Origin of the sequence: Bifidobacterium boum (assembly GCF_000741535.1) — a bacterium.
GTDB classification, from domain to species: Bacteria; Actinomycetota; Actinomycetes; order Actinomycetales; family Bifidobacteriaceae; genus Bifidobacterium; species Bifidobacterium boum.
Genome location: NZ_JGYQ01000002.1, coordinates 82,057 through 106,320, shown reverse-complemented (window position 1 = coordinate 106,320; position 24,264 = coordinate 82,057). Strand labels below are relative to the sequence as shown.

Annotated in this window: 25 protein-coding genes; 24 read left to right on the top strand and 1 reads right to left on the bottom strand. The window is 56.6% G+C overall.

Going from position 1 to position 24,264, the window contains the following annotated elements; all coding sequences use genetic code 11:
• Positions 1-39: 39 nt before the first annotated feature.
• A complete protein-coding gene (locus tag BBOU_RS00505; protein WP_026502944.1) occupies positions 40-1,257 on the bottom strand; it encodes an NADP-dependent isocitrate dehydrogenase in 1,218 nt (405 codons plus the stop codon).
• A gap of 156 nt (positions 1,258-1,413) precedes the next feature.
• Between BBOU_RS00505 and BBOU_RS00500 the strand changes: the two genes are divergently transcribed.
• From BBOU_RS00500 to BBOU_RS00385, 24 genes are all read left to right on the top strand, one after another.
• Positions 1,414-2,535 carry a GuaB3 family IMP dehydrogenase-related protein gene (locus BBOU_RS00500; protein ID WP_026502943.1) on the top strand — a complete coding sequence of 374 codons (1,122 nt, stop codon included), beginning with the start codon at positions 1,414-1,416 and terminating at the stop codon, positions 2,533-2,535.
• A gap of 165 nt (positions 2,536-2,700) precedes the next feature.
• Positions 2,701-3,210: a hypothetical protein gene (locus tag BBOU_RS00495; protein WP_026502942.1), complete on the top strand. Its 510-nt coding sequence runs from the start codon at positions 2,701-2,703 to the stop codon at positions 3,208-3,210.
• A gap of 54 nt (positions 3,211-3,264) precedes the next feature.
• A complete protein-coding gene (locus tag BBOU_RS00490) occupies positions 3,265-5,301 on the top strand; it encodes an AMP-dependent synthetase/ligase (RefSeq protein ID WP_026502941.1) in 2,037 nt (678 codons plus the stop codon).
• A 1-nt stretch (position 5,302) separates the two neighbouring features.
• Complete coding sequence (gene def, locus BBOU_RS00485) at positions 5,303-5,785, top strand: peptide deformylase (RefSeq protein ID WP_026502940.1); 483 nt, start codon at positions 5,303-5,305, stop codon at positions 5,783-5,785.
• A 240-nt stretch (positions 5,786-6,025) separates the two neighbouring features.
• Positions 6,026-6,835 (top strand): 30S ribosomal protein S2, encoded by an 810-nt coding sequence (rpsB, locus tag BBOU_RS00480; RefSeq protein WP_026502939.1) that lies wholly within the window; start codon positions 6,026-6,028, stop codon positions 6,833-6,835.
• Positions 6,836-6,920: 85 nt separating this feature from the next.
• The gene (tsf, locus tag BBOU_RS00475) at positions 6,921-7,799 is read left to right on the top strand and encodes a translation elongation factor Ts (RefSeq protein WP_026502938.1); all 879 of its coding nucleotides are present in this window, start codon (positions 6,921-6,923) and stop codon (positions 7,797-7,799) included.
• A 275-nt stretch (positions 7,800-8,074) separates the two neighbouring features.
• Positions 8,075-8,812, top strand: a complete 738-nt coding sequence (pyrH, locus tag BBOU_RS00470; RefSeq protein ID WP_026502937.1) for a UMP kinase — start codon at positions 8,075-8,077, stop codon at positions 8,810-8,812.
• A gap of 75 nt (positions 8,813-8,887) precedes the next feature.
• Positions 8,888-9,442, top strand: coding sequence for a ribosome recycling factor (frr, locus tag BBOU_RS00465; RefSeq protein WP_026502936.1), 555 nt, complete (start codon positions 8,888-8,890; stop codon positions 9,440-9,442).
• An 86-nt stretch (positions 9,443-9,528) separates the two neighbouring features.
• Complete coding sequence (locus tag BBOU_RS00460; RefSeq protein ID WP_026502935.1) at positions 9,529-10,512, top strand: phosphatidate cytidylyltransferase; 984 nt, start codon at positions 9,529-9,531, stop codon at positions 10,510-10,512.
• An 81-nt stretch (positions 10,513-10,593) separates the two neighbouring features.
• Positions 10,594-11,769: a dual-specificity RNA methyltransferase RlmN gene (rlmN, locus tag BBOU_RS00455; protein WP_026502934.1), complete on the top strand. Its 1,176-nt coding sequence runs from the start codon at positions 10,594-10,596 to the stop codon at positions 11,767-11,769.
• A 124-nt stretch (positions 11,770-11,893) separates the two neighbouring features.
• Positions 11,894-12,664, top strand: coding sequence for an imidazole glycerol phosphate synthase subunit HisF (gene hisF, locus BBOU_RS00450; protein ID WP_026502933.1), 771 nt, complete (start codon positions 11,894-11,896; stop codon positions 12,662-12,664).
• Between the two features lie 175 nt (positions 12,665-12,839).
• A complete protein-coding gene (gene hisI / locus BBOU_RS00445; RefSeq protein ID WP_026502932.1) occupies positions 12,840-13,265 on the top strand; it encodes a phosphoribosyl-AMP cyclohydrolase in 426 nt (141 codons plus the stop codon).
• Positions 13,262-14,851, top strand: coding sequence for a chorismate-binding protein (locus BBOU_RS00440; protein WP_026502931.1), 1,590 nt, complete (start codon positions 13,262-13,264; stop codon positions 14,849-14,851). Before hisI ends, BBOU_RS00440 begins: the two co-directional genes overlap by 4 nt.
• Before the next feature lie 108 nt (positions 14,852-14,959).
• On the top strand, positions 14,960-17,053 hold the full coding sequence (locus BBOU_RS00435) for a bifunctional indole-3-glycerol phosphate synthase/tryptophan synthase subunit beta (protein ID WP_026502930.1): 2,094 nt from the start codon (positions 14,960-14,962) through the stop codon (positions 17,051-17,053).
• 4 nt (positions 17,054-17,057) lie between these two features.
• Positions 17,058-17,930, top strand: coding sequence for a tryptophan synthase subunit alpha (gene trpA, locus BBOU_RS00430; RefSeq protein WP_026502929.1), 873 nt, complete (start codon positions 17,058-17,060; stop codon positions 17,928-17,930).
• 205 nt (positions 17,931-18,135) lie between these two features.
• Complete coding sequence (gene lgt, locus BBOU_RS00425) at positions 18,136-19,044, top strand: prolipoprotein diacylglyceryl transferase (RefSeq protein ID WP_026502928.1); 909 nt, start codon at positions 18,136-18,138, stop codon at positions 19,042-19,044.
• Positions 19,045-19,105: 61 nt separating this feature from the next.
• Positions 19,106-19,771, top strand: coding sequence for a ribulose-phosphate 3-epimerase (gene rpe / locus BBOU_RS00420; RefSeq protein ID WP_026502927.1), 666 nt, complete (start codon positions 19,106-19,108; stop codon positions 19,769-19,771).
• Between the two features lie 40 nt (positions 19,772-19,811).
• Positions 19,812-20,075 carry a phosphoribosyl-ATP diphosphatase gene (locus BBOU_RS00415; RefSeq protein WP_026502926.1) on the top strand — a complete coding sequence of 88 codons (264 nt, stop codon included), beginning with the start codon at positions 19,812-19,814 and terminating at the stop codon, positions 20,073-20,075.
• Between the two features lie 41 nt (positions 20,076-20,116).
• On the top strand, positions 20,117-20,968 hold the full coding sequence (gene hisG, locus BBOU_RS00410) for an ATP phosphoribosyltransferase (RefSeq protein ID WP_026502925.1): 852 nt from the start codon (positions 20,117-20,119) through the stop codon (positions 20,966-20,968).
• A gap of 15 nt (positions 20,969-20,983) precedes the next feature.
• Positions 20,984-21,598, top strand: a complete 615-nt coding sequence (locus tag BBOU_RS00405; protein WP_033490388.1) for a CDP-alcohol phosphatidyltransferase family protein — start codon at positions 20,984-20,986, stop codon at positions 21,596-21,598.
• 38 nt (positions 21,599-21,636) lie between these two features.
• The gene (locus BBOU_RS00400) at positions 21,637-22,596 is read left to right on the top strand and encodes a DUF881 domain-containing protein (protein WP_026502923.1); all 960 of its coding nucleotides are present in this window, start codon (positions 21,637-21,639) and stop codon (positions 22,594-22,596) included.
• Positions 22,596-22,928, top strand: coding sequence for a DUF1290 domain-containing protein (locus BBOU_RS00395; RefSeq protein WP_015450554.1), 333 nt, complete (start codon positions 22,596-22,598; stop codon positions 22,926-22,928). Before BBOU_RS00400 ends, BBOU_RS00395 begins: the two co-directional genes overlap by 1 nt.
• Positions 22,929-22,931: 3 nt before the next feature.
• The gene (locus BBOU_RS00390; RefSeq protein WP_026502922.1) at positions 22,932-23,753 is read left to right on the top strand and encodes a DUF881 domain-containing protein; all 822 of its coding nucleotides are present in this window, start codon (positions 22,932-22,934) and stop codon (positions 23,751-23,753) included.
• A 5-nt stretch (positions 23,754-23,758) separates the two neighbouring features.
• The gene (locus BBOU_RS00385; protein ID WP_026502921.1) at positions 23,759-24,193 is read left to right on the top strand and encodes an FHA domain-containing protein; all 435 of its coding nucleotides are present in this window, start codon (positions 23,759-23,761) and stop codon (positions 24,191-24,193) included.
• The last annotated feature ends 71 nt before the right edge of the window (positions 24,194-24,264 follow it).

The following is a 24,264-nucleotide window of genomic DNA, read 5'->3' as shown; positions in this document are numbered from 1 at the left end:
ATATCTCCACGAACCCGAAGGCCCGATATCGCTGATATGCTACTTGGCGAGCGCCTTGGCGAGCGCCTCGTCGAGCGCGTCCATGAATCCTTGCGTGTCAAGCCACGGCTGGTCGGGGCCGACCAGCATGGCGAGGTCCTTGGTCATGCGACCGGATTCCACGGTCTTGATGATCACGTGTTCAAGTGTTTCGGCAAAGTGGGCGACTTGGGGAGTGTTGTCCAGCTTCGCACGATGCTTGAGACCACCGGTCCATGCGAAGATTGAAGCAATCGGGTTGGTGGAGGTCTTCTCGCCTCGTTGCCAGCGGCGGTAATGTCGGGTGACTGTGCCGTGTGCCGCTTCCGCTTCGACAGTCTGGCCGTCGGGCGTCATGAGGACCGAGGTCATCAGGCCGAGCGAACCGAATCCTTGTGCCACGCTGTCGGATTGCACGTCGCCATCATAGTTCTTGCACGCCCAGATGTATCCGCCGTGCCATTTCAACGAGCTAGCGACCATATCGTCGATGAGACGGTGCTCGTATGTCAAGCCTGCCGCCTCGAACTGATCCTTGAATTCGGTTTCGAAAACCTCGGCGAAGATGTCTTTGAATTCACCATCATACGCTTTGAGGATGGTGTTTTTGGTTGATAAGTAGACCGGGAGGTGGCGTTGCAAACCATAGCGGAAGCAGGCGCGGGCGAAGCCGCGAATGGACTCGGCAACGTTGTACTGGACTTGGGCGACGCCGGCACCCGGATAATCGAAGACCACATGCTCGGTCGGTTCGCTGCCGTCATCGGGAGTGAAGGTGACGGTCAGGCGCCCTGGACGATCGACTTTGAAATCGGTTGCCTTGTACTGGTCGCCGAATGCGTGGCGTGCAACGACGATAGGCTTGGTCCATCCGGGAACCAGACGGGGGATATTGGAGATGACGATCGGCTCACGGAAAATAGTCCCGCCAAGAATATTACGGATAGTGCCGTTCGGGGATTTCCACATCTTCTTCAGTCCGAATTCCTTGACTCGGGCTTCATCGGGGGTAATGGTCGCGCATTTGACGCCGACGTGCTCGCGCTTGATGGCATTGGCCGCATCGATGGTCACCTGGTCATCGGTGGCGTCGCGGTTTTCAATGCCGAGGTCGTAATATTCCAAGTCGATATCGAGATACGGCAGAATCAGACGGTCCTTGATGTCTTTCCAGATCACGCGGGTCATCTCATCGCCGTCGAGTTCGACGACTTTACCTTCGACCTTAATCTTGGCCATGAATTCCCTCCTCACGGGGTTGTGAAGGTGCGATATGGTATCTATTCATAGTCCATCCCGGTAACATACGTGACTTTTCGTCCACGATGTTGGATGGCATATCATATTGCGGCAACCTTGAATGGTTCGTCACGTGCTCGCATTAGCCTTGAAGGCATGTCTCAGGAAATTGAAATCGGCTTGGGTAAAAAAGCCCGGCTCGCATACTCGCTTGACGATATCGCCATCGTCCCGTCTCGCCGTACTCGCGATCCCCAGGATGTCAGCACAGCGTGGCAGATCGATGCGTATGAATTCGATGTGCCGGTGATTGCCGCGCCGATGGATTCGGTGACCAGTCCGAAAACAGCCATTGAAATGGGCCGTCTGGGCGCCTTGGGCGTACTGGATTTGGAGGGGTTGTGGACGCGTTACGATGATCCGGAACCCTTGTTGGATGAGATCGCGTCGCTTCCTGAGGAAGAATCGACCCGTCGTATGCAGGAAATCTATGCTGAGCCTATCAAGCCCGAGCTCATCACGAAACGCTTGCACGAAATCCGTGAAGCCGGTGTCACTGTCGCCGGCGCACTGAGCCCACAGCGTACGCAAGAATTCTATTCGACGGTTATCGACGCCGGCGTGGACCTGTTTGTCATCCGTGGTACGGCAGTGTCGGCGGAGCATGTTTCGACGGACCATGAACCACTGAATCTCAAGCAGTTCATTTACGATCTTGATGTGCCGGTCATTGTCGGCGGAGCGACGAATTACACGGCGGCGCTGCATCTTATGCGCACGGGGGCGGCGGGCGTTCTGGTCGGGTTCGGCGGCGGTGCCGTGTCCGGCACGCTCAACACCATCGGTTTGCAAGCCCCGATGGCGACCGCCATTGCGGATGTAGCCGAGGCGCGACGCGATTACATGGATGAGTCGGGCGGCCGGTATGTCCAGCTTATCGCCGATGGCGGTATGGGCTCATCCGGCAACTTCATCAAAGCTTTTGCCATGGGCGCTGATGCTGTGATGCTCGGCTCCCCGTTGGCACGCGCGGTTGAAGCTCCCGGGCATGGCATGCATTGGGGCGCAGAGGCACGTCATCAGTCGTTGCCGCGTGGCAAGCGCACCAATGTCGGTACTGTCGCGCCGCTTCAGGAGATTCTGTACGGTCCGAGCCATCAAGCCGACGGCACGACCAATTTCATTGGAGCGTTGCGCCGGGCGATGGCTTCCACCGGGTATGTAGACGTGAAGAACTTCCAGCGCTGCTCAGTGGTCGTCACGTCCACTGTCAAGTAATCAGACCGTATTTGTGGATAAGTACGGCATCATGGCCATACTTATCCACATATAACGTTTGCCTTGCCGTGCTCCTTGACACGGCAAGGCTTTTTTGTTGTTCTTGATGCTATGACCGGTGCAGAAGCCGGACGATACGCGAAGCCGCCTACCGGAAGGGGAATCATGAACGACGAAAACACACTGTGGACATACCAATTGAACCCGTTTCATCTTCCGGGCATGCAGGGTCGCATCGCCTTGGGAACCTGCGGGCTGGTGGTCCCGGTCACCATCAACTGTTATTACCGGGAAGCTCCGGAAACATACGCTCCTGAATTTTGTAAACGGCATTCCTTCATCGTCTGTCGTCTGGCATGCATGCTCGTCGACGCTATTCGCGGTCGAGGCGTCACCGAGATGATGCGACGCCACTTGTCGCAAGAATGCATTGAACGGATTGAATTCATGTGGGAATTGATGCGATCCTACGAGTGCACGAGTCAGAGCGGAATCGTGGATGATCACATCAAGCGTTTCCCCACGGTTCCGCGATGGATGGAAGTCTCGTTGGTCTCCAACGACAGGATCGAGTACAACGTCAATGTTGACGTAGGCAAATCCGTCTTTCATTCGACCCTCGTGTTCCGCAAACGGGCAAGTAAGTGGGTTGCCGTACACGCCGACGTCGGCTGACCGTTCGCGGTGAATTCCACGGCGGGGACGAGGAATAGGGCTATAGTTGTATGCATGTTGCATGAATTTGCTGTTGACCCGGTCTACCAGACCACTGATGATGACACCGTCTATTCACTGTTGTCTAAACGCGCGCAACGCGATCCGCAAGGAGATATCGCGCAATGGCAGAGCGAGCCGGACCGCGTGTGGCATACCGTGACCGCGCAAGAGATGAATGACCGCGTCCGCGCTGTGGCGCGAGGCCTGCTGGGTATGGGAGTCAAGCATGGCAGTATGGTGGTGATCTATTCCGCCACATGCTATGACTGGGCGATTGTCGATTTCGCGTGTTCCGCGATTGGTGCCGTCACCGTGCCGATTTACGAGACGGATTCCGCCAAGCAAGCCGCCAGTATCGTCAAGGACGTCAAGCCGGCTATCGCGTTTGCGGGAGACGAGTCTCATGCGCATACGCTGGACACTATTCGCAAAGATCAGCCGGACCTCACCTACATCTTCAACTTCCAGACCGACGGTCTCAATGCGGTCGTGGATTTCGGCCAATCCGTGACCGACGATGAGCTTGAGCAGGCAATCGGTGCGGTGAAAGCGGACGACGTATCGACCATCGTGTTCACGTCCGGCTCGACAGGCAAGCCGAAGGGCGCCATGCTGACCAGCCGTAATTTCACACACATCGTGTATGCGGGTTATGACGTGCTCAACGAAATGTTGTACCAGCCGAGCCGCCTGCTGTTGTTCCTGCCTTTGGCCCATTGCTTCGCCAGGTACATCCAATACACGGCGATCGGAGCGCAAGGCGTGGTGGGATACATCCCCACGGCGAAGCATCTGCTCGCCGATTTGCGCAGCTTCAAACCGACCTATCTGCTCGGTGTGCCGCGTGTGTTCGAAAAGGTGTACAACGCGGCATCGCAAAAAGCCGGTGCAGGTTTCAAGGGACGGCTTTTTGCCAAAGCGTTCCGCCATTTTGCCCAGTGGTCGAAAGAGGAGAACGGCGAACGGGCCCATCACACTCTGTCCGAGCGCATCAGCCACTCGTTCTACATGGCGACAGTAGGTAAATCCGTACGTTCTGCGCTCGGCCCGAACCTTCGGTATCTTGCCTGCGGGGGTGCGCCCATCAATGCCGATCTCGCCCACTTCTTCAACGGCATGGACGATATCACCTTCATCCAAGGATACGGCATGACGGAAACCGCGGCGCCTTGCGTCGTCAATTTCGAGGACGCCAATGAGGTCGGTTCCGTAGGACGCCCCGGACCGGGTATCGCCATCCGTACCTTGGAGGACGGGGAAGTGGAAATCAAGGGGCCGAACGTCTTCAAAGGCTACTATCAGCAACCGCAATTGACCGCTGAAGTGCTTGAACCTGACGGATGGCTGCACAGCGGCGACCTCGGGTATATCGATGATCGTGGATTCCTGTTCATCACCGGACGAAAGAAAGACATCATCATCACTGCGGGCGGCAAGAATATCAGTCCGGCGCCGATTGAAGACACGATCAACACCTGTCCGATAGTCTCGCATGCCGTGGTGATCGGCGATGGAAGACCGTTCGTTGCGGCGCTGATCGCCCTGGACGAGGAGATGACCCGTGATTGGCTGCAACATCAGGGGCTGGACGCTCACATGCCGATGGAACAGATAGCGACCAATGATGCGGTCCGCGCCTATATCCAGCAGTACATCGATCAGGCGAACAGCTCGGTGTCACGCGCTGAGTCGGTGCGTAAGTTCGCGATTCTCCCTGATGATTTCAATCAGGCGGACGGTACGCTGACCCCGAGTATGAAGGTCGTACGCAACAAGGTGCTTCAACATTATGACGATGTCATCGAACACGTCATTTACACGCCGAAGGGCCCGTCGGCTCCGATCCCCGCGACTGTTAAACTGTTTGACAAGACGGCTGAAACAGTCTCTCAAGTTTCGGAGACCGTTTCACCCAAGGTGCGGCAAGCGCTCGACCAGGCAAAATTGAACGTGGCTGAGCTGCGCAGCAAGCGTCTGTCGGATGAAGAGGATCCGGCTGATCCGTCAGACAATGAACGGCAGGAAACAACCCAAGTAGAGGAGCAGTAATTTGGCAATCCGTGAGATTCGTGTCATTCCAGACCCCGTGTTACGCACACCATGCGAGACCATCGACACCATCACACCGGCAATCCGCCGGATGGTGCAGGACCTGCTCGATACCGTGGACGATCCCGGTCGTGCCGGACTGTCCGCAAACCAGATTGGTATCAGTCTTCGAGCGTTCTCCTATAACATCGAAGGCAAGCTCGGATATGTACTGAACCCGGTTCTTGAAGAGACCAGCGGCGAACAGTATGGCGACGAGGGGTGCCTGTCCGTGCCAGGATTGTGGTATAAGACGCGCCGCGCCGACTATGCACGCGTCCGCGGCATCGATGTTGAGGGCAAGACGGTGGTGCTCGAAGGACGAGGCATCATGGGCCGCATGCTTCAACATGAGACGGATCATCTCGATGGACATATCTATCTTGACCGGCTCGAAAAAGAAGAGCGCAGAGCGGCGATGAGAACGTTGCGTGGAGAACGCTGAGTTCGCGTCGCTCTCCCGGCACAGCCCATAGCACGGATCGGAAATCTTCGGTCCGTGCTATTATTTTGCCTGTGCGTCAATTCGAGTTATCCAATGTCGCGCAGCGGATAACTCATCGTATTCCCTAGCAGGCGCATAATTCGCGTCATGTCCGCGACGTCCCGTGTCGGTCGGTTTGGCAACAAGCTGCACGCGGTGACACATGACCAGGCAATAACCGACAAGAAAGGTAGTATTACCATGGCTCAGATCACTATGAGCGACATGCTGAAGGCTGGACTGCATTTCGGCCATCAGACCCGCCGTTGGAACCCGAAGATGAAGCAGTACATCCTCATGGAGCGCAACGGCATTCACATCATCAACCTGTTCAAGTCGCTTGACCTTATCGACAAGGCTTACGATTTCATCAAGGAAACCGTCGCCCACAACGGCACGATCCTGTTCGTCGGCACCAAGAAGCAGGCCCAGGAAGCAGTCAAGGCTCAGGCTACCCGCGTCGGCATGCCGTACGTGTCCGAGCGTTGGCTGGGCGGTATGCTCACCAACTTCCAGACCGTTTCCAAGCGCGTTGCCCGTCTCAAGGAACTCGAAGAGATGGACTTCACTGACGTGCGTGGCTCCGGTCTGACCAAGAAGGAACTGCTGCTGCTCGAGCGTGAAAAGGACAAGTTGGAGAAGCAGCTTGGTGGTATCCGCAACATGAACCGCACGCCTTCGGCGCTGTTCGTCGTGGACATCAACAAGGAAGCCCTGGCCGTTTCCGAAGCGCACAAGCTCGGTATTCCGGTTGTCGCCATCGTGGACACCAACACCGATCCCGATCAGGTGGATTACCCGATTCCGGCGAACGATGACGCCATTCGTGGCATCGAGCTGCTCACCAGCCTGATGGCCGACGCTGTGGCCGATGGTTTGCTTGAGCGTTCCGGCAAGGCAGCCAAGGCTGATGACAATTCCGAGCAGCCGATGGCAGCTTGGGAGAAGGATCTTCTGACTCAGGAAGCTCCGAAAGCCGAAGAAGCCAAGAGCGAAGAGCCCGAGGCCTGATTCACGGCATTTGTTATCCTTAGCGGCGGGAGATACACCATCTCCCGCCGCTGGGTATTACTTCAAAATCAAGAGGAGACAACACATGGCAGCTATCACTGCAGCTCTGATCAAGCAGGTGCGTGAAGAAACCGGCGCCGGCATGATGGACGTGAAGAAGGCTCTCACTGAGGCCGAAGGCGATGTCGCTCGCGCCAAGGAAATCATCCGCGCCAAGGGCATCGCGGCAGCGGGCAAGCGCGAAGGCCGTAAGGCTCAGGAAGGCACCATCGCTTCCAAGGTCGTGAAGACCGCTAACGGCGAAGTCGGATACGCCGTGGAAATCAATTCCGAGACCGATTTCGTGGCCAAGACCCCGAAGTTCGTCGAATTCGCTGATTCGGTGCTTGACGCCGCAATCGCCGCCGACGCCAACAATGTTGACGACGTGCTTGCAGCCAAGACCGCCGATGGCGATGTCAAGTTCGATATCGAGCAGGCGGCTGCGCTGTTCGGCGAGCACGTGAAGGTCGGCCAGTTCGCCAAGATCGCCGGTCCGCACGTTGAAATCTATGCGCACCGCAAGTCCGCTGAAATGCCGCCGTCCATCGTGGCCATGATCGCTACGGATGAAGCCGGCGAAAAAGTCGCTCATGAGGCTGCGTTGCAGATTTCCGCCATGAGCCCGCGTTGGCTGACCCGTGAGGATGTTGATCAGGCTGTGCTTGATTCCGAGCGTCGCATCGCCAATGAGAAGACTTCCGAAGAACTCGCTGCGAAGGGCAAGCCTCAGGCAGTTATCGAGAAGATCGCCCCGAAGATTGTGGAAGGCCGTCTCAACGCCTTCTACAAGGAAGCCGTTCTGCTCGATCAGGATTACGTCAAGGATCCGTCCAAGACCGTTGGCAAGCTGTTCGATGAGGCCGGCGCCAAGGCTCTCGCCTTCGCCCGCATCGAAGTCGGCAAGGGTGATGAGGAAGAGTGACGCTATCCGCGATCAGAGGATAGGCTGATTTTTCCCAATTCACGCCATTGAGCGTATTCCGTGTTCGCCGCTGTGCTGTTCAAAGCGCAGCGGCGAACATGTATTCAGGTCTTGCCGGTCATCCTTCCAACCGGTATCGGGGTCCGGCGTACCGATGACGTATGAACAGCATCGCAACGACGCGAACCGTACCAGTGGTGTGGCCGCTCGCTGTCGTTCACCGACGCTAATGTGGTACAACGGCAAAGATTGATTCGGCATAGAAAGGCCCAGATATGACTGGCACAAACAAGCCACGCAGGGTATTGCTCAAGCTTTCAGGCGAGGCGTTTGGCGGGGGAGCCGTCGGTATCGACACTCAGGTGGTCCGCCGTATTGCGCAGGAAATCGTGCCCGCGGTCCAGCAGGGTGTTCAAGTCGCTATCGTGACGGGTGGCGGCAATTTCTTCCGAGGCGCCGAACTTCAGCAAGCGGGTATCGATCGTAGCCGAGGCGATTATATGGGCATGCTCGGTACGGTCATGAACTGCTTGGCTCTGCAGGATTTCCTTGAGCAGGAAGGCCAAGCCACTCGCGTCCAGACGGCGATTGCCATGGGACAAGTGGCGGAGCCGTATATTCCTCTGAAAGCCATCCGTCACCTCGAAAAGGGCAGGGTCGTCATTTTCGGAGCAGGCGCCGGCATGCCGTATTTCTCGACCGATACCGTTTCGATTCAACGCTCGTTGGAAATCCATTGCGACGAAGTCCTCATGGGGAAGAACGGTGTGGATGGCGTGTATACCGCCGACCCTCGCAAGGTTGATTCCGCCCAGCGTTTCGCCACGTTGAGCTACGACCGTGCCCTCGTCGATAATCTTGCGGTTATGGATGCCGCGGCACTGTCCATGGCGCGTGACAACCGCAAACCCATCCGTGTATTCGGTCTGGAAGAGCCGGGCAATGTCACCCGCGCCCTGCTCGGCGAAGAAATCGGCACCTTGGTATCGGCTGCGGACTCAACGCTCGCATAACGTCTGTAGCGTCATTCGACGCTACAATGGAACCAAGCAAGTCGTTCAACGACGAATCCCGCCAAAGGAGAAACCATGGCTACAGTCATCGAACAGGCCAAAGAACAGATGAGCAAGTCTGTCGAAGCCACCAAAGAGAACTTCACCGGCATTCGTACCGGTCGTGCCAATCCAGCGCTGCTGAACGGCTTGACTGTCGAATATTATGGCGTTCCCACGCCGATTAAAGCAGTCGCCACCATCGGCGTGCCTGAACCCCGTACGCTTGCGGTGACTCCATATGATGCATCACAGGCGAATGCCGTGGAAAAAGCAATCCGCGATTCCGACCTCGGGGTCAGCCCGCGTCGCGAAGGCAGCGTCATTTACGCCACCATGCCTGAACTGACAGAGGAGCGCCGCAAGGAATACGTGAAGATCGCCAAGGCAAAGGCTGAAGACGGCAAAGTCGCGGTGCGTAACATCCGTCGTAAAGCCAAGGAAAGCATCGACAAGTCCGTCAAGGATGGCGATATGGGCGAGGATGACGGTGATCGTCAACTCAAGGAGCTTGACAAGCTCACCAAGCAATTCACTGACGAGCTGGATTCCTTGCTGGAAACCAAGCAGAAGGAGATCATGGAGGTCTGAAACCTCCTGACGGAACGCGGGCCTCGTCCATACCGTGCACCGGGTGGCGGGGCCCGCTTCGGTGATGTTGGCAAAGAAGGATGACGATGGACAACAGCAGCGCGCATGACGGCAGTGCCGAGGAAACCCTCGAAGAAATCAACAAGAAAACGGGGCGTAACATGCCTCAGGCGATCGCCACCGCAGTGATCCTCATCGCGATTATCGTCGCATGCCTGGCCATCAGCATGGATGTGTTCATGGTGTTGCTGATTGTGTTCATGATTCTCGCGCTTTGGGAGCTTCGCGTCGATTTTGCTATCGCGGGCATGCATATCCCGGTCATCATGCTCTGGATATGCTCCACCGTCACCTTGCTCGCAACCTACTACTCGCCATGGCATGTTTCCGCCATGGCCGTGTGCGTAATGCTGTCCATGGTACTTGTCGCCTTGAGCGCCACGGCGAACTTCAGTTTCGGCGACAGATTGAGCATGGAGATCGAGCACAAGCTCGCCCAGACCAACGCTGGTGCGCGTCTGGAATCGTCGTTCAACCATGGCACGGCCAATGCCCGGCACAGCAGGCTCACCAGCGTCGCCGTATCATTGTTCACCGTCTTGTATATTCCTCTTCTCGCGTCATTCATCGCTCTGTCGTTGACGTTCCACGGCCATGCGGTGGCCCACGCCATCATGATTGTGTTTCTTCCCGCTTTGAGCGATACCGGCGGGCTGTTTGCCGGCGCATGGTTCGGCAAGCATAAGCTGTCCCCACGAATCTCCCCGAAGAAGTCCGTGGAAGGATTGATCGGATCGATACTGTTCGCCATGGCAGGCGCATTCGTGATTTTCGCCTGCACGTATCCAACGCTGTGGGCAAGCCGCTGGTGGGTCCCGATCATCGCCGGCGTCCTGATTGGCGTGGTCGGAACATTCGGCGACTTGTGCGCCTCCATGCTGAAACGTGACATCGGAATCAAAGATATGGGACATTTGCTGCGAGGCCACGGGGGAGTGATGGATCGTGTCGACTCCATCTTGCTGACAGCACCATTCATGATGGCCTTGCTGTACGTGACGGGGTTGTGACAGAATCAACCCCGACTTGGCACATCGCTGAGGCAGGCACACGACCGCCATCCGTACGACACAACCTGACAGGAGATATTCATGACCATACAAGGCACTGAACCAGAAACCGGCATCACACCGGGAGGCACTGCCGGCGCATTCAAAGATGTCCTGGCAAAAGATCATGCCCGGCGTGGCAAGCCTCCGGTCCATCTTGTCGACATGGATACGGCAGAACGAGAAGCCGCCGCGAAATCAATCGGTATGCCGCGTTTCCGCGTCAAACAGCTGGCGAATCACTATTTCGCCCACTACGATACCGACGTTGCCTCGTTCTCCGATTTCCCGTCGAAGCAGAGCCAGATTGCCCAAGATACGTTCTTCCCTGAACTTATCCATGAAGTCACACACCAAGTTGCCGATGCAGGGACAACCATCAAAACCCTTTGGCGCCTGTTCGATGGCGCGATGATTGAATCCGTCCTGATGCGCTATCCCACAAGAACCACCTTGTGTATTTCCAGCCAGGTCGGTTGCGGCATGGGATGCCCGTTCTGTGCGACCGGACAATTGGGATTGACGAGGAACATGTCCACCGGTGAGATTCTCGAGCAGGTCAGGATTGCAGCCCGTACCTGCCGCGATGGTGGTATCGCCGGAGGCCCCTGCCGTCTGAGCAACGTCGTGTTCATGGGTATGGGCGAGCCGATGGGCAATTACCGCTCGGTTATCAGCGCGGTACGGCAGATCAGCGCCATGCCTCCGGAAGGATTCGGCATTTCTGCCCGCAACATCACAGTATCAACGGTCGGCGTGGTACCAGGTATTCGCAAACTCGCAGCCGAAGGATTGCCGGTCAGACTCGCCGTATCCTTGCACGCCCCCAGCGACCAGCTGCGTGACGAATTGGTGCCGATGAACCGCCGATTCAACACCACCCAAGTACTTGATGCCGCACACGATTATTATCGTGCGACCAAGCGCAGGGTCAGTATCGAATACGCTCTGATGCGCGGCATCAACGATCAAGCCGAACATGCCACGCTTCTGGCGAAGCGGCTGAACCATTATGGCGATGACTGGGCGCACGTCAACCCCATTCCGCTCAACCCGATTGAGGGATCGAAATGGACGGCATCCAAGCCGGAAGACGAACGCCGATTCCTCGATATTCTGCATCATGCTGGTATTACTGCGACACTACGTGATACCCGTGGGCAGGACATCGACGGCGCATGCGGGCAGTTATCCGCAAAGTACCGGCCGACGGCTTGAACCATACTCGCCTTGTCGAAATCCTACGGCACGCTCACTTCGTGAGACAACGTCATAATCGTTCGAGGGCTGAGACTATCGTAGAACATAACAAGTTCTTCACCACAAACCGAGGAGTAGCAAGATGGCATTAGCGGTCCGCGTTATTCCGTGCCTTGATGTCGATGCAGGACGCGTGGTGAAGGGCGTGCATTTCGAGAATCTGCGAGATGCAGGGGATCCCGTCGAACTGGCGGCCGAATATTACCGTCAAGGCGCTGACGAGCTGACGTTCCTTGATGTTACGGCGTCCAGCGGCCATCGCCGCACCATGGTTGACGTGGTCAGCAGAACAGCCGAAAAACTGTTTATCCCACTCACTGTCGGCGGTGGTGTCCGCTCGGTTGAAGATGTCGACCAATTGCTCCGCTGCGGCGCCGACAAGGTGAGCGTCAATACGGCGGCCATCAACAATCCGTCGCTTATTAGCGATATCGCCGAGCGTTTCGGCAGCCAGGTTCTGGTGCTTTCCGTTGACGCCCGACGCGAACAGGGTGAGCAGCATACCCAATCCGGTTTCGAAGTGACAACCATGGGTGGTCGTCATTCCACTGGCATTGACGCGCTCTGGTGGGCCCGCCGGGCCCAAGAACTAGGTGCAGGAGAGGTACTGCTTAACTCAATGGATGCCGATGGAACCGAGAACGGTTTCGATTTGGATATGATTCACGCCATGCGTTCCCAAGTCACCATTCCGATTATCGCAAGCGGCGGCGCAGGTAAAGTCGAGGATTTCCCTCCGGCCATCGCTGCCGGTGCTGATGCCGTGCTCGCGGCCTCGGTGTTCCATTATGGCAAGATGACCATCGGTGATGTCAAGGCCGAGCTCCGTAAGGCCGGCTACACGGTCCGGTAACTTTGCCATCAGCCGTCATCGCAGCATTCCGAGTCTTGCAAGCCCATCACCAATGATGGGGAATGGATGTTTCTTGTTGTGTTCCATTCTTATGCAGTGCCTTAGCCACAGCAGATTGTGGCAAACTTGTGTTGAAGTTCCAGGCATCATACAGTAACAAATCAGGGAGTAGCCCATGCCATCCACAAGCAGTGATTCACAACCAGTCTTCGACAATGCGCAGCGGCTTGATCCACGCATCGCCGAACGGCTCAAGCGCGACAGCAAAGGTCTTGTCGCAGCGGTGATCCAGCAATACGACACTCATGAAGTGTTGATGGTCGGATATATGAACGATGAAGCACTACGCCGCACGCTGACAACGGGTCGCGTGACATTCTGGTCACGTTCACGTCAGGAATATTGGCGTAAAGGAGATACGTCAGGGCATGTGCAATACGTCAAGGCACTGAATCTGGATTGCGATGGGGATGCCATCCTGGTCCAGGTCGATCAGGTCGGTGCCGCATGCCACACCGGTAAACGATCATGCTTCGACGAAGGTGGCCCACTGCCTGTGGTCGTCGGGTCTCGCACTGAAGATCAGGAGGCACAGCAATGAGTTCTTGCAGTGTACAAGACCTGAAATGGGGGGCTACGTGGCCGAACCGCCAGCAGTTCCACGATATCGCCGATCAGGGGTACCGAGTCATTCCGATTGTTCGCCGGCTTCTTGCCGATTCGTTGACCCCGGTAGGTTTTTATGAGCGACTTGCCGGCGGCGAAAGCGGCACATTCATTCTTGAGTCCGCCGAATATGGCGGTTCATGGGGACGCTACAGTTTCATCGGTGTCCATTCCATGGCCCAGCTGCGGTCCAATCATGGTCAGGCTGATTGGCTGGGAACCGTGCCGCAAGGTATTCCCACCAGCGGTGATGTCGCTGAGGTCGCCCACGCAACACTCCGGGCATTGAAAGCGCCGGATGTCGAAGGATTGCCGAATCTCACCAGCGGATTGGTCGGAACCGTGGGATGGGACGCCATCAGACATTGGGAACCCACATTGAGCGCCACAGCTCCCGATGAGACAGGCCAACCGGAAACCGTGCTCGCCTTGGCGACCGACATCGCAGTAGTCGACCATGTCGACGGTTCGGTGTGGCTCATCGCGAACGCCATCAATATGGATGATTCCCCTGCACGCGCCGATCTCGCCTATGATCGTGCCATCGAACGTCTCGATCTCATGCAACGTAAGGCAGCCACGCCTGCCCCGGATGAATCCAGGGTAAACGTTCTCGATCCGAGCATTCCTCAACCGCAATTACGGTTCCGAACGCCGAAAGCCGAGTATGAGCAGGCCGTTGAGCGAGCCAAGCAGCATATCATCGACGGCGACGTATTCCAAGTGGTGATTTCGCAGCGATTGGATATCGATTCGCCTGCGGATCCCGTTGACGTCTACCGTGTGCTGCGTACACTCAATCCAAGCCCATACATGTATTTCTTCGCCCTGACCGACGCCCAAGGACGTGATTTCAACGTTATCGGCTCCAGCCCTGAGACGCTGATCAAAGTGGATGGCGGTCATGCAATGACCTTCCCGATCGCCGGTTCACGGCCTCGAGGTACCACGCCGGAGGAAGACGCCCGGTTGGAGCAGGAACTGCTTGCCGACCCGAAGGAACGCAGCGAACATATCATGCTTGTGGATTTGTCGCGCAACGATCTGAGCCGCGTATGCGAACCGGACAGCGTGGAAGTCGTGTCCCTGATGGATATCAAGCGCTTCAGCCACATCATGCACATCTGTTCGACTGTGACCGGCACCGTCAGCAAAGACAAGACGGTTTTCGACGTCTTCACCTCGGCTTTCCCCGCAGGAACCCTTTCCGGAGCGCCGAAACCGCGGGCAATCGATATCATCGACGAGCTGGAGCCTGCCGACCGTGGCATTTACGGCGGCACCGCCGGTTATTTCGATTTCAGCGGGAATATGGATATGGCGATCACCATCCGCACGGCATTCATTCGGGACCATCATGCGAGTGTACAAGCTGGTGCGGGTATTGTGCTGGACTCTGTCCCCGAACGTGAGTGGCAGGAAACCCGGAACAAAGCCGAGGCCAGTGTCGAGGCGATTCAAATCGCGGCGCAGCTCCGTTCCATACAACCGGACCAGCATCACCATGATGCACGCCCGTGATTGTCAATCCAGCAGCGACGCAACAAGAACACGCATAGCCCAGCATCCGAGCGACAAGCGTCCGCATCCTCATGCTGCGATTAGGCTTTGACGTATTCAGGAGGAACCATGTCAGTACTTGACGAACTCGTGGCAGGAGCCACACAAGACATGCGGCAACGTGCCGAAACCGTAACGCTTGATGATCTCAAACGTCTTGCCGGGACGGTGCCGCCGCCGTTGGATGCCAAGCAGTGGCTCAAACGCGACGACGCCATCCCGGTCATCGCGGAAATCAAACGCGCTTCCCCCTCGAAGGGGCACCTGACGGATATTCCCGATCCAGCCGCTCTGGCCACGGCATACGAGCAGGGCGGCGCCAGCGCGATATCGGTACTGACCGAGGGACGTCGTTTTCTTGGATCACTTGCCGATCTCGATCAGGTGCGTGCAGCGGTGCAGATTCCCGTGTTGCGCAAGGATTTCATCACGGATTCGTACCAGATTTGGGAAGCTCGCGCCCATGGCGCTGACCTTATCCTGCTGATTGTCGCGGCACTTGATGATGCCAGACTCGAGAGTCTGCTGACGTTGACACATCAGTTGGGCATGACCGCGTTGGTTGAAACCCATACGCGTGAGGAAATCGAACGTGCCCGCGACGCCGGTGCGCAGGTCATCGGCATCAATGCGCGTAATCTGAAGAACCTCCGGGTGGATGTCAGCAAGTATCGTGAACTTGCCGCAGATCTGCCCAATGATGTAATCAAAGTCGCAGAATCGGGAGTGTTTGGCAGTGTCGAACTCGAAGATTATGCGAGGGCTGGCGCCGACGCGGTGCTGGTCGGTGAAGGTGTCGCAACCGCGGACGACCATGTCGCCGCAGTGCGTCGATTGGTAAAGACAGGAGAACGTGTGAAAGCTTCAGAATCTACACCATTATCACAGCACCAAGGGCCGTATTTCGGCAAATACGGTGGCCGTTTTGTTCCGGAAGCACTGGTCGGAGCTTTGGATGAGCTCGAACGCGTGTACAACGACGCCAAAGCCGATCCGGCGTTCCAAGCGGAGCTGAAACGGCTGAACGAACAGTATGTGGGTCGTCCTTCGAAGTTGACCGAAGCCCCTCGTTTTGCGGAACGTCTCAACGAGAAGACCGGTTTGAACGCTCGCGTATTCCTCAAGCGGGAGGATCTCAACCACACGGGCGCCCATAAAATCAACAATGCGCTGGGACAAGCACTCCTGGTCAAGCGCATGGGTAAGACCCGGGTCATCGCTGAAACCGGAGCAGGTCAGCATGGTGTTGCCACCGCAACCGTCTGCGCTTTGCTCGGTCTCAAATGCCGCATCTATATGGGACAAATCGATGCCCGCAGGCAGGCGCTGAATGTCGCCCGCATGAGATTGCTGGGAGCGGAGGTCGTCGAAGTCACCCAAGGATCCATGATTCTCAAGGACGCGATAAACGAGGCCCTACGGGACTGGGTCACCAACGTGGAAACCACCCATTATCTGCTGGGCACGGTTTGCGGTCCGCACCCGTTCCCGACCATCGTCCGTGATTTCCAGAAAATCATCGGCGAAGAGGCGAAAGAACAGTTGCACGATGTGTATGGCATCGACCATCCGGATGCGATTTGCGCGTGCGTCGGCGGCGGCTCCAACGCCATCGGCATCATGAACGCGTTTTTGGACGATCCGCGCGTCAACCTGTACGGCTTCGAAGCCGGCGGGCATGGCATCGAGTCCGGTGAGCACGCCGTACGATTGACGCCGGGTGCCGCTGATCTCGGCTTGTTCCAAGGTGCGGAATCCTATTTGCTGGAGGACTCGGAAGGCCAGACAAAGAACACGTACTCGATTTCCGCCGGTCTCGACTACGCTTCAGTCGGCCCTGAGCACGCATGGCTGAAGGATATCGGCCGCGTCAACTATTCGTATGCGACCGATGACGAGGCGATGAGCGCGTTCAAGGACCTGTGCGAAACCGAGGGCATCATTCCGGCAATCGAAAGCTCTCACGCCGTGGCCGGCGCTTACAAGGCGGCCGCTGACCTCAAGGCGAAAGGCTATACCGATCCGGTGATCCTGGTCAATGTCTCTGGACGAGGGGACAAAGACGTCGCCACTGCAGGAAAATGGTTCGGGTATCTTACCGACGAACAAAGCAAGGCGCTGGAAGCCAACGGCGCTCACGGTACCAGTGTGGATGGAGAGTGACCCCATGACGAATCCTACGACAACACCTTCGGGACAGCCTTTGGGCATCAGCCATAAGCCGAGTAAAACCAAGGCGATGTTCTCGCAGTTCAAACAGCGCAACGAACCGGCGTTCATCGGGTATCTGCCGTATGGCTTCCCTGATCCGGAGTATTCCCTCAAAGCATTCGATACGATGGTGCGACACGGTGTTGACGCCGTGGAAATCGGCTTGCCGTATTCCGATCCCGTGATGGACGGACCGGTTATCCAAGCGGCGTCCAAGATCGCCATCGACAATGGTGAACGCATCGCCAACGTGTTCAAAGCGGTGGAAACCGTGGCGAATGCCGGTGGTGTTCCGCTCATCATGAGCTACTGGAATCTTATTTTCCATTATGGCGTTGAACGGTTCGCCACCGATGTTGAGAATGCCGGTGGTGCCGGAATCATCACGCCTGATTTGATTCCCGACGAGGCGGGAGAATGGATTGAGGCGTCGGATCGTCACGGTCTCGACCGTATTTTCCTGGTTTCTCCTGACACGTCCGATGAACGCCTGCGCATTGTCGCCGACAATGCACGCGGATTCGTCTATGCAGCATCCCGCATGGGTGTCACCGGTGAACGGGAGACCTTGTCAGCATCGCCTGAACGGCTTGTCGCACGAACCAGGAATGCAGGGGCGGACAACGTGTGTGTGGGCATCGGTGTTTCCACAGCGGAGCAGGGCGCCCGTGTCGGTTCGTATGCCGACGGTGTGATTGTCGGTTCCGCGCTGGTGCACACTTTGCTCGACGACGCGTCCGGCTCGCCGAAACCTCAGCAGGAAGGACTCACCGCTTTGGCCGGTAAGGTCGAAGAACTCGCTGAGGGCATCCACTCGGCACGGAAGTAGCGTCGCTCGACGCTACGGCGCACAAGCCAAGACTTCGAATGTGCCTCCAGGCATCTGCGGTATCGCAGTGCCTGGGGGCACATTGCTGTTCTGGAGACTCGAGTGTTTTGCAGTAATATATAACAGATATACAGTAGATGTGCTGTCGTCTGCCGACGATTGCTATCGGCGGGATATCGCAGTCATCCATTACCATCAGGGAGATATGACACTCGCATACATTCCGTCGCCCACGATGTCACAATTCACCGTGGGTCCCGTGACCATTCATTATTACGCGCTATGCATTCTCGCCGGCATCATCGGCGCCGTATGGATCACCACGCAGCGGTGGAACAAGGCGGGAGGGACCTTCGACCAGATTCTCGATATCACACTGTGCGCCGTACCTTCCGGCATCATCGGCGCACGCTTATATCACATCATCACCACGCCTGAACGATTCTTCGGACCACATGGCGATTGGGTTGAAATGTTCAGAATCTGGAATGGGGGATTGGGCATTTGGGGCGGCGTCGCCTTCGGCGCTCTCGCCGCATGGGCGTGGTGCCGTCACAAGCATTATCCGATGGCGTTGCTCGCCGATTGTGTCGCCCCCGGACTTCTGGTAGCCCAAGCGGTCGGGAGGCTGGGCAACTGGTTCAACCAAGAACTGTATGGAGCCCCTACAACCTTGCCTTGGGGGCTGAAACTCAATACGGCGGGCACTGCGATCGGCAGCCACGAGCAATGCTATGACGGTGCCACGTGCCCCACCGGGACACTGTTCCATCCGACATTCCTGTATGAGATGATATGGAACCTGATTGGAGCCGCACTCCTGATATGGATCGGGCGCAAGACGTACAACACGTTGAAATGCGGGTCGCTGTTCGCTCTGTATGTCATGTGGTACACCGCCGGGCGTACATGGATTGAGTCCTTGCGCATCGATTTCGCCCATGAGTTCCTCGGTGTGAGAATCAATGTCTGGGTCTCGATGGCGGTGTTCATTCTCTCGGTCATCGCGTTCGTCATCATCCAAAGGACCGGCAAGAGCAGCGCTCTCTTGGCTGAACGGCTCCGTACCCAGAGCGAACTCGAAAACAGCAAACTTGCCGATGAGAACAACTGACAGCCTGCTCATCTACCGGCCGGCTGCGCTCATCGTCAGACGTATTTCGTAGAATGAAACCATGAGTATTCAAATCGCACCGAGTATCCTGTCCGCCGATTTCTGCAATCTCGAGCGTGACCTCAAGGCTATCAGCAACGCTGATCTCGTCCATGTCGACGTTATGGATCATCATTTCGTGCCCAACCTCACTCTCGGCGAGCCGATTGTCAAGCGGATTTGCGAAGTCACCGAGCTTCCTGTCGATGTCCATCTCATGATCGAGGATCCGGATCGTTGGGCACCCGAGTATGCGAAGCTCGGGGCGTCATCCGTCAGCTTCCATATGGGTGCCACCCATGCACCGGTCCGTCTGGCACGGCAGTTGCGCGATATGGGGTGCAAAGCGTGCTTCGCTGTCCGCCCCGCGGAACCGGTCGAACCTATTTTCGACATTCTCGAAGAGTTCGACATGGTGCTCATCATGACGGTGGAGCCAGGATTCGGTGGCCAGAAGTTCTTGTCCAACCAAATGGGCAAGGTTCGCCGTCTGCGTGACGAAATCACACGTCGTGGTCTGTCCACTCGGATCCAGGTTGACGGCGGTGTCAGCCCCAAGACCGCGCACATCGTCGCTGAAGCCGGTGCGGATGTGCTGGTCGCTGGATCCGCGGTGTATGGCGCCGAGAATCCGGCAGAAGCCATCGAAGCCATCCGCGACCAGGCAAGCAAAGCGTTCCGCGCCTGAACACGCGGCGTCCAACCACACAGCATAGGGAGAACATCCATTGAAGACTTTCGAATCATTGTTCAAGGAACTCAGCGAAAAAGCCCAGACCCGGCCTGCCGGCTCACTGACCGTGGGGGAGTTGGACAAGGGAACCCATTTTATCGGCAAGAAAATCGTCGAAGAAGCGGGAGAAACCTGGATCGCCGCTGAATACGAGGGTGCGGAACGCACTGCAGAAGAGATGAGCCAACTGATTTATCATCTCCAGGTCATGATGATTGATCGCGGGATCACGCTGGAAGACATCTATAAGAACCTGTGAGAAAGACCCTGCCGGGAAGGTCCCGACAGGTAGGAGGAACAATGCTTAGGATTGCGGTGCCCAACAAGGGCATGTTGTCGGAACCTGCATGGAATATGCTCGCTGAAGCCGGATATCGACTCCGGAGCAATTCAAGACAACTCGTGGTGGAAGACCCCGATAACGATGTCGAATTATTCTATCTGCGTCCATTGGATATCGCTGTGTACGTCGGACGCGGCACCATTGACGTCGGTATCACAGGACGGGATCTGCTGTTGAACTCCGGCACCGAAGCGGTGGAGCACATGCCATTGGGCTTCGGCGCTTCGACGTTCCGATTCGCCGCCCCCGCGGAATCGCCAATCAACCGACTCGAAGATATCGACGGCAAGCGCGTGGCGAGCTCCTATGACAAGCTCGTCGATGATTACCTCAAGGCACGCAATGTTCACGCCGACATCATTCACTTGGATGGCGCGGTCGAATCATCAGTCCAGCTTGGTGTCGCCGATCTGATCGCCGACGTCGTTTCCACTGGTACAACGCTGCGTAATGCCGGTCTGCGTGTATTTGCCGATCCGATTTTGCATTCCGAAGCCATTCTGATTCGATCTCCCCGCGTGGCACCGGATGATGACCGTCTGACCATCCTCGGACGCCGCATCAAGGGTGTGTTGACAGCACAGCGGTACGTGCTGATGGATTACGACATTCCTGTCTCGAAGGTGGCCGCAGCAGTCGAAGTGACCCCAGGATTCGAAAGCCCGACAATTTCCCCTCTGCATGACAAGCAGTGGGCCGCGGTGCGCGTCATGGTGCCTCGCGACAAAGTCAACCAACTGATGGACCGGCTCTATGAAGTCGGTGCACGAGGCATCATCGTCACCGCGCTCCAGGCTTCCAGAATCTGATACCTTCGGCGGCTTATGACCGAGATACATACCAAATCCGCGAAGGAACCATACAGTCCGGAAGCGCGTGATGTCATCATTACCGTTCCCAATGCCATCAGCGTATTGAGAATCATCTCGATTCCCATCATCGCCATACTGGTGTCAAGACACCACATGGTGTGGGCGTTGGTGGCTATTGCCCTGTCAGCGTTCTCTGACAGCTTGGACGGCGTGATCGCCCGCAGGTTCAACCAGGTCAGCAAGCTGGGGCAGATTCTTGACCCGATTGCCGACCGGTTGCTCATCTTCTGCTCCATTCTCGCATTGGGTATGGCGCATATCATTCCGTGGTGGGTGCTGATTGTGGTCGGGCTCCGTGACTTGTTGATGGGTATCCTCATCCTTGTGCTTGCACAACATGGATACGGTCCCTTGCCTGTGCATTTTGTCGGCAAAACCGGGACTGCGCTGGTCATGACAGCCATTGTCCTGCTTATTTTCGCCGATATATGGAAAAGCCCGGTCACGATGACATTGCATCTTGTCGCTTTGGCGATATGCATCTGGGGTATTACCCTGTATTGGCTGGCGGGCCTGATTTACATGCATCAAGGAGCTACACTGATACGCGCCGATAGCGGGAAGTGAGTGGTATGGCGGACAGCGGACAATACGACGAGCATCGTATGCCGGCAGCAGTTCCCGTAAACCGGGAAACCGCTCCGGTACGAAGCCGGGCAGTGTTCTCGCTATCCGCCAAAGCGTTGGGATCGCATCATGCCGCGGCCTCTGCCGATATGCCCATTACGCCGAGACGTCGCAGACCACAACTCGATGACGATTCCTTACGGCTCATCGATGATTTGACCAATCGTCCCATGGACCCGATGTTCAGCGACTCACGTCTGGACACCAGACCGAAATCAGCCTTCCAAATATGGAGTACGCGTATTATCGTATTCATCATTTGCATCGCGGTCGGGTTCTCATGCAGCATCATCGTGCAGACGTTGCACACCGATCCCCGCAAAGCCGTACGCAGCAGCCTCGCGAAAGAATTGACCCAGCAGACCAAACAGATGAATTCCTTGAGCGGGGAGGTCTCCACACTCAGGGCGCGAGTCGAGGCGCAATCCAAAAAGCTTGCGAACCCATCCCAACACGATACCCTCACCAAAGACGAAATGGTCAACGGAACCATTCCGGTTACCGGCCCCGGCATCACTGTCAGCATCGCGAACCCGCTTGCGGCGAACACCGATACCGGTTCGGGATCATTACCTCGCGAAAGCACCACGAACATCCGGGTCGTCACCGACGGCGACTTGCAGGTGTTCATCCAAATCCTATGGCAAGCCGGCGCGGAGGCGATCTCAGTCAATGGTTACCGGATCGGGGTGCAGACTTCAGTGCGTACGGCCGGTCAAACCATACTCATCGGGGTGAATCAAGTCCAAAGCCCCTACAAAATTCAGGCAATCGGAAACAGCGCTGATTTGGCGGATGCCGTGGGGGAGCGCAGCCAGCCATCTCTCTATAAGACATTGAAGTCCGCCGGCATTTTCCCGCAAGTCAGCACATCAAAGTCGATTACACTTGAAGCTGCGAGCTCAAGCGACATCTCTTATGCGGAAAGGGCAGACTAATGGCTGCTGTACTAGGTCTCATCATCGGCGTGGTCATAGGAATCTTTGTCAAGCCGGATATTCCAGTTGTCCTGCAACCATATCTGCCGATCATGGTTGTCGCAGCACTGGATGCGTTGTTGGGCGCCGCGCGAGCGTATTTCGAGAGGACATTCTCCGATAAGGTGTTCGTGATTTCATTCATTTCAAACGTGTTGACCGCGACCCTGTTAGTCCTGTTGGGCAATCAGCTCGGTGTCGGCTCACAGTTGCAGACTGCGGTTATCGTCGTGCTCGGCATCCGTATCTTCTCGAATGTTTCCGCGATACGCCGATTCGTTTTCAAGGCTTGACGCATGGACCACAGAAGAGAACCCCAAGATTTGCTCAGCCGGTTACACCATCAGCGTGTAACCGACAGCGCCAACGACCATACGGAAACAGGATCATTCCCCGTCATCAGACGAAAGCCCCGGCGTTCGCTACAAGCGAACGCGGCGAGGACAAGGTTCGTCACCAGCCTGTTCATCGTACTGCTGTGTGCCCTGCTCGGCTTTAGCTACGCCATCCAACTCAACAACACCACAGCAACGTATGAAACCATGAGCGAAGAGGAACTCACCAGGCTGATCACCGAAACCAGTGCGCAGGTACAAAACCTGGAACAGCGTAAAAGCCAGTTGACCGAGCAACTCACCGCCCTCCAGAAAGCCGCCAACAAGCAGGCGGAAGCCCAACGCATTGCCAAACAGAACGAGGAGACCAGCGGCCTGCTTTCCGGACGACTCGCCGCACAAGGGAAAGGCGTTATCATCACCATCAGCAAAGGCAGTAAAGAACGGGTCGATGCAGCCACCATGTTCGAACTCATCGAAGAACTACGCAATGCCGGTGCAGAAGTCATGGCAGTCAATACGGTGCGTGTAGTCACCTCCACATACTTCGCCGACACGAAAAACGGTCTCGTCTGTGACGGCCAGACACTCACTGCCCCTTACATCATCAAAGCAATCGGGGACCCTCAGAACCTGCAAAACGCTGTCAATATCGCAGGTGGAGTCGGGTCAAGACTGAATGTGAAATACGGTGCAAAAGTCAAGGTCAAGGCAGTCGACAAGGTAGAAATCCACGAGATTCGTGATGTTCCGCAATATCGATACGCAAAGACTGTAGAATAGCAACTATGACAGATCCGATTCCAAGCGCTGGCGAAACAACCATCATTGGCATGCCCGCCATAACCATTCCCATCACTACAACAGGCGATCGCCCTCTGACGCAAGAGGACCTCGACACCATCACCAAGTTGTCCCCAGGCACAGCACTGCTTATCTCCACACGAGGCGCCGTGTCAGGTTCACGTTATTTGCTTGACGAGGACGAGGTTACGGTCGGTCGTGACCCGCACGCTGACATCCTGCTGGACGATTCCACCGTATCCCGCCACCATGCGGTATTCCGCCGCACCAATGGCGCATTCGAAGTCATTGACGCAGGCAGCCTCAACGGCACTTATGTCAATCGTCAGCGCGTCGATAAAGCCTCGCTGAAGAATGGAGACGAAATCATGATCGGAAAATTCCGGCTGGTCTTTTTCGGCAACACCCCAAGGGCTTAACCACGGCAACGGGCGCGAATCGTCTCATTGGACGAGCGATACCGTGCGCTGATTGATGGGGTTGAATCACT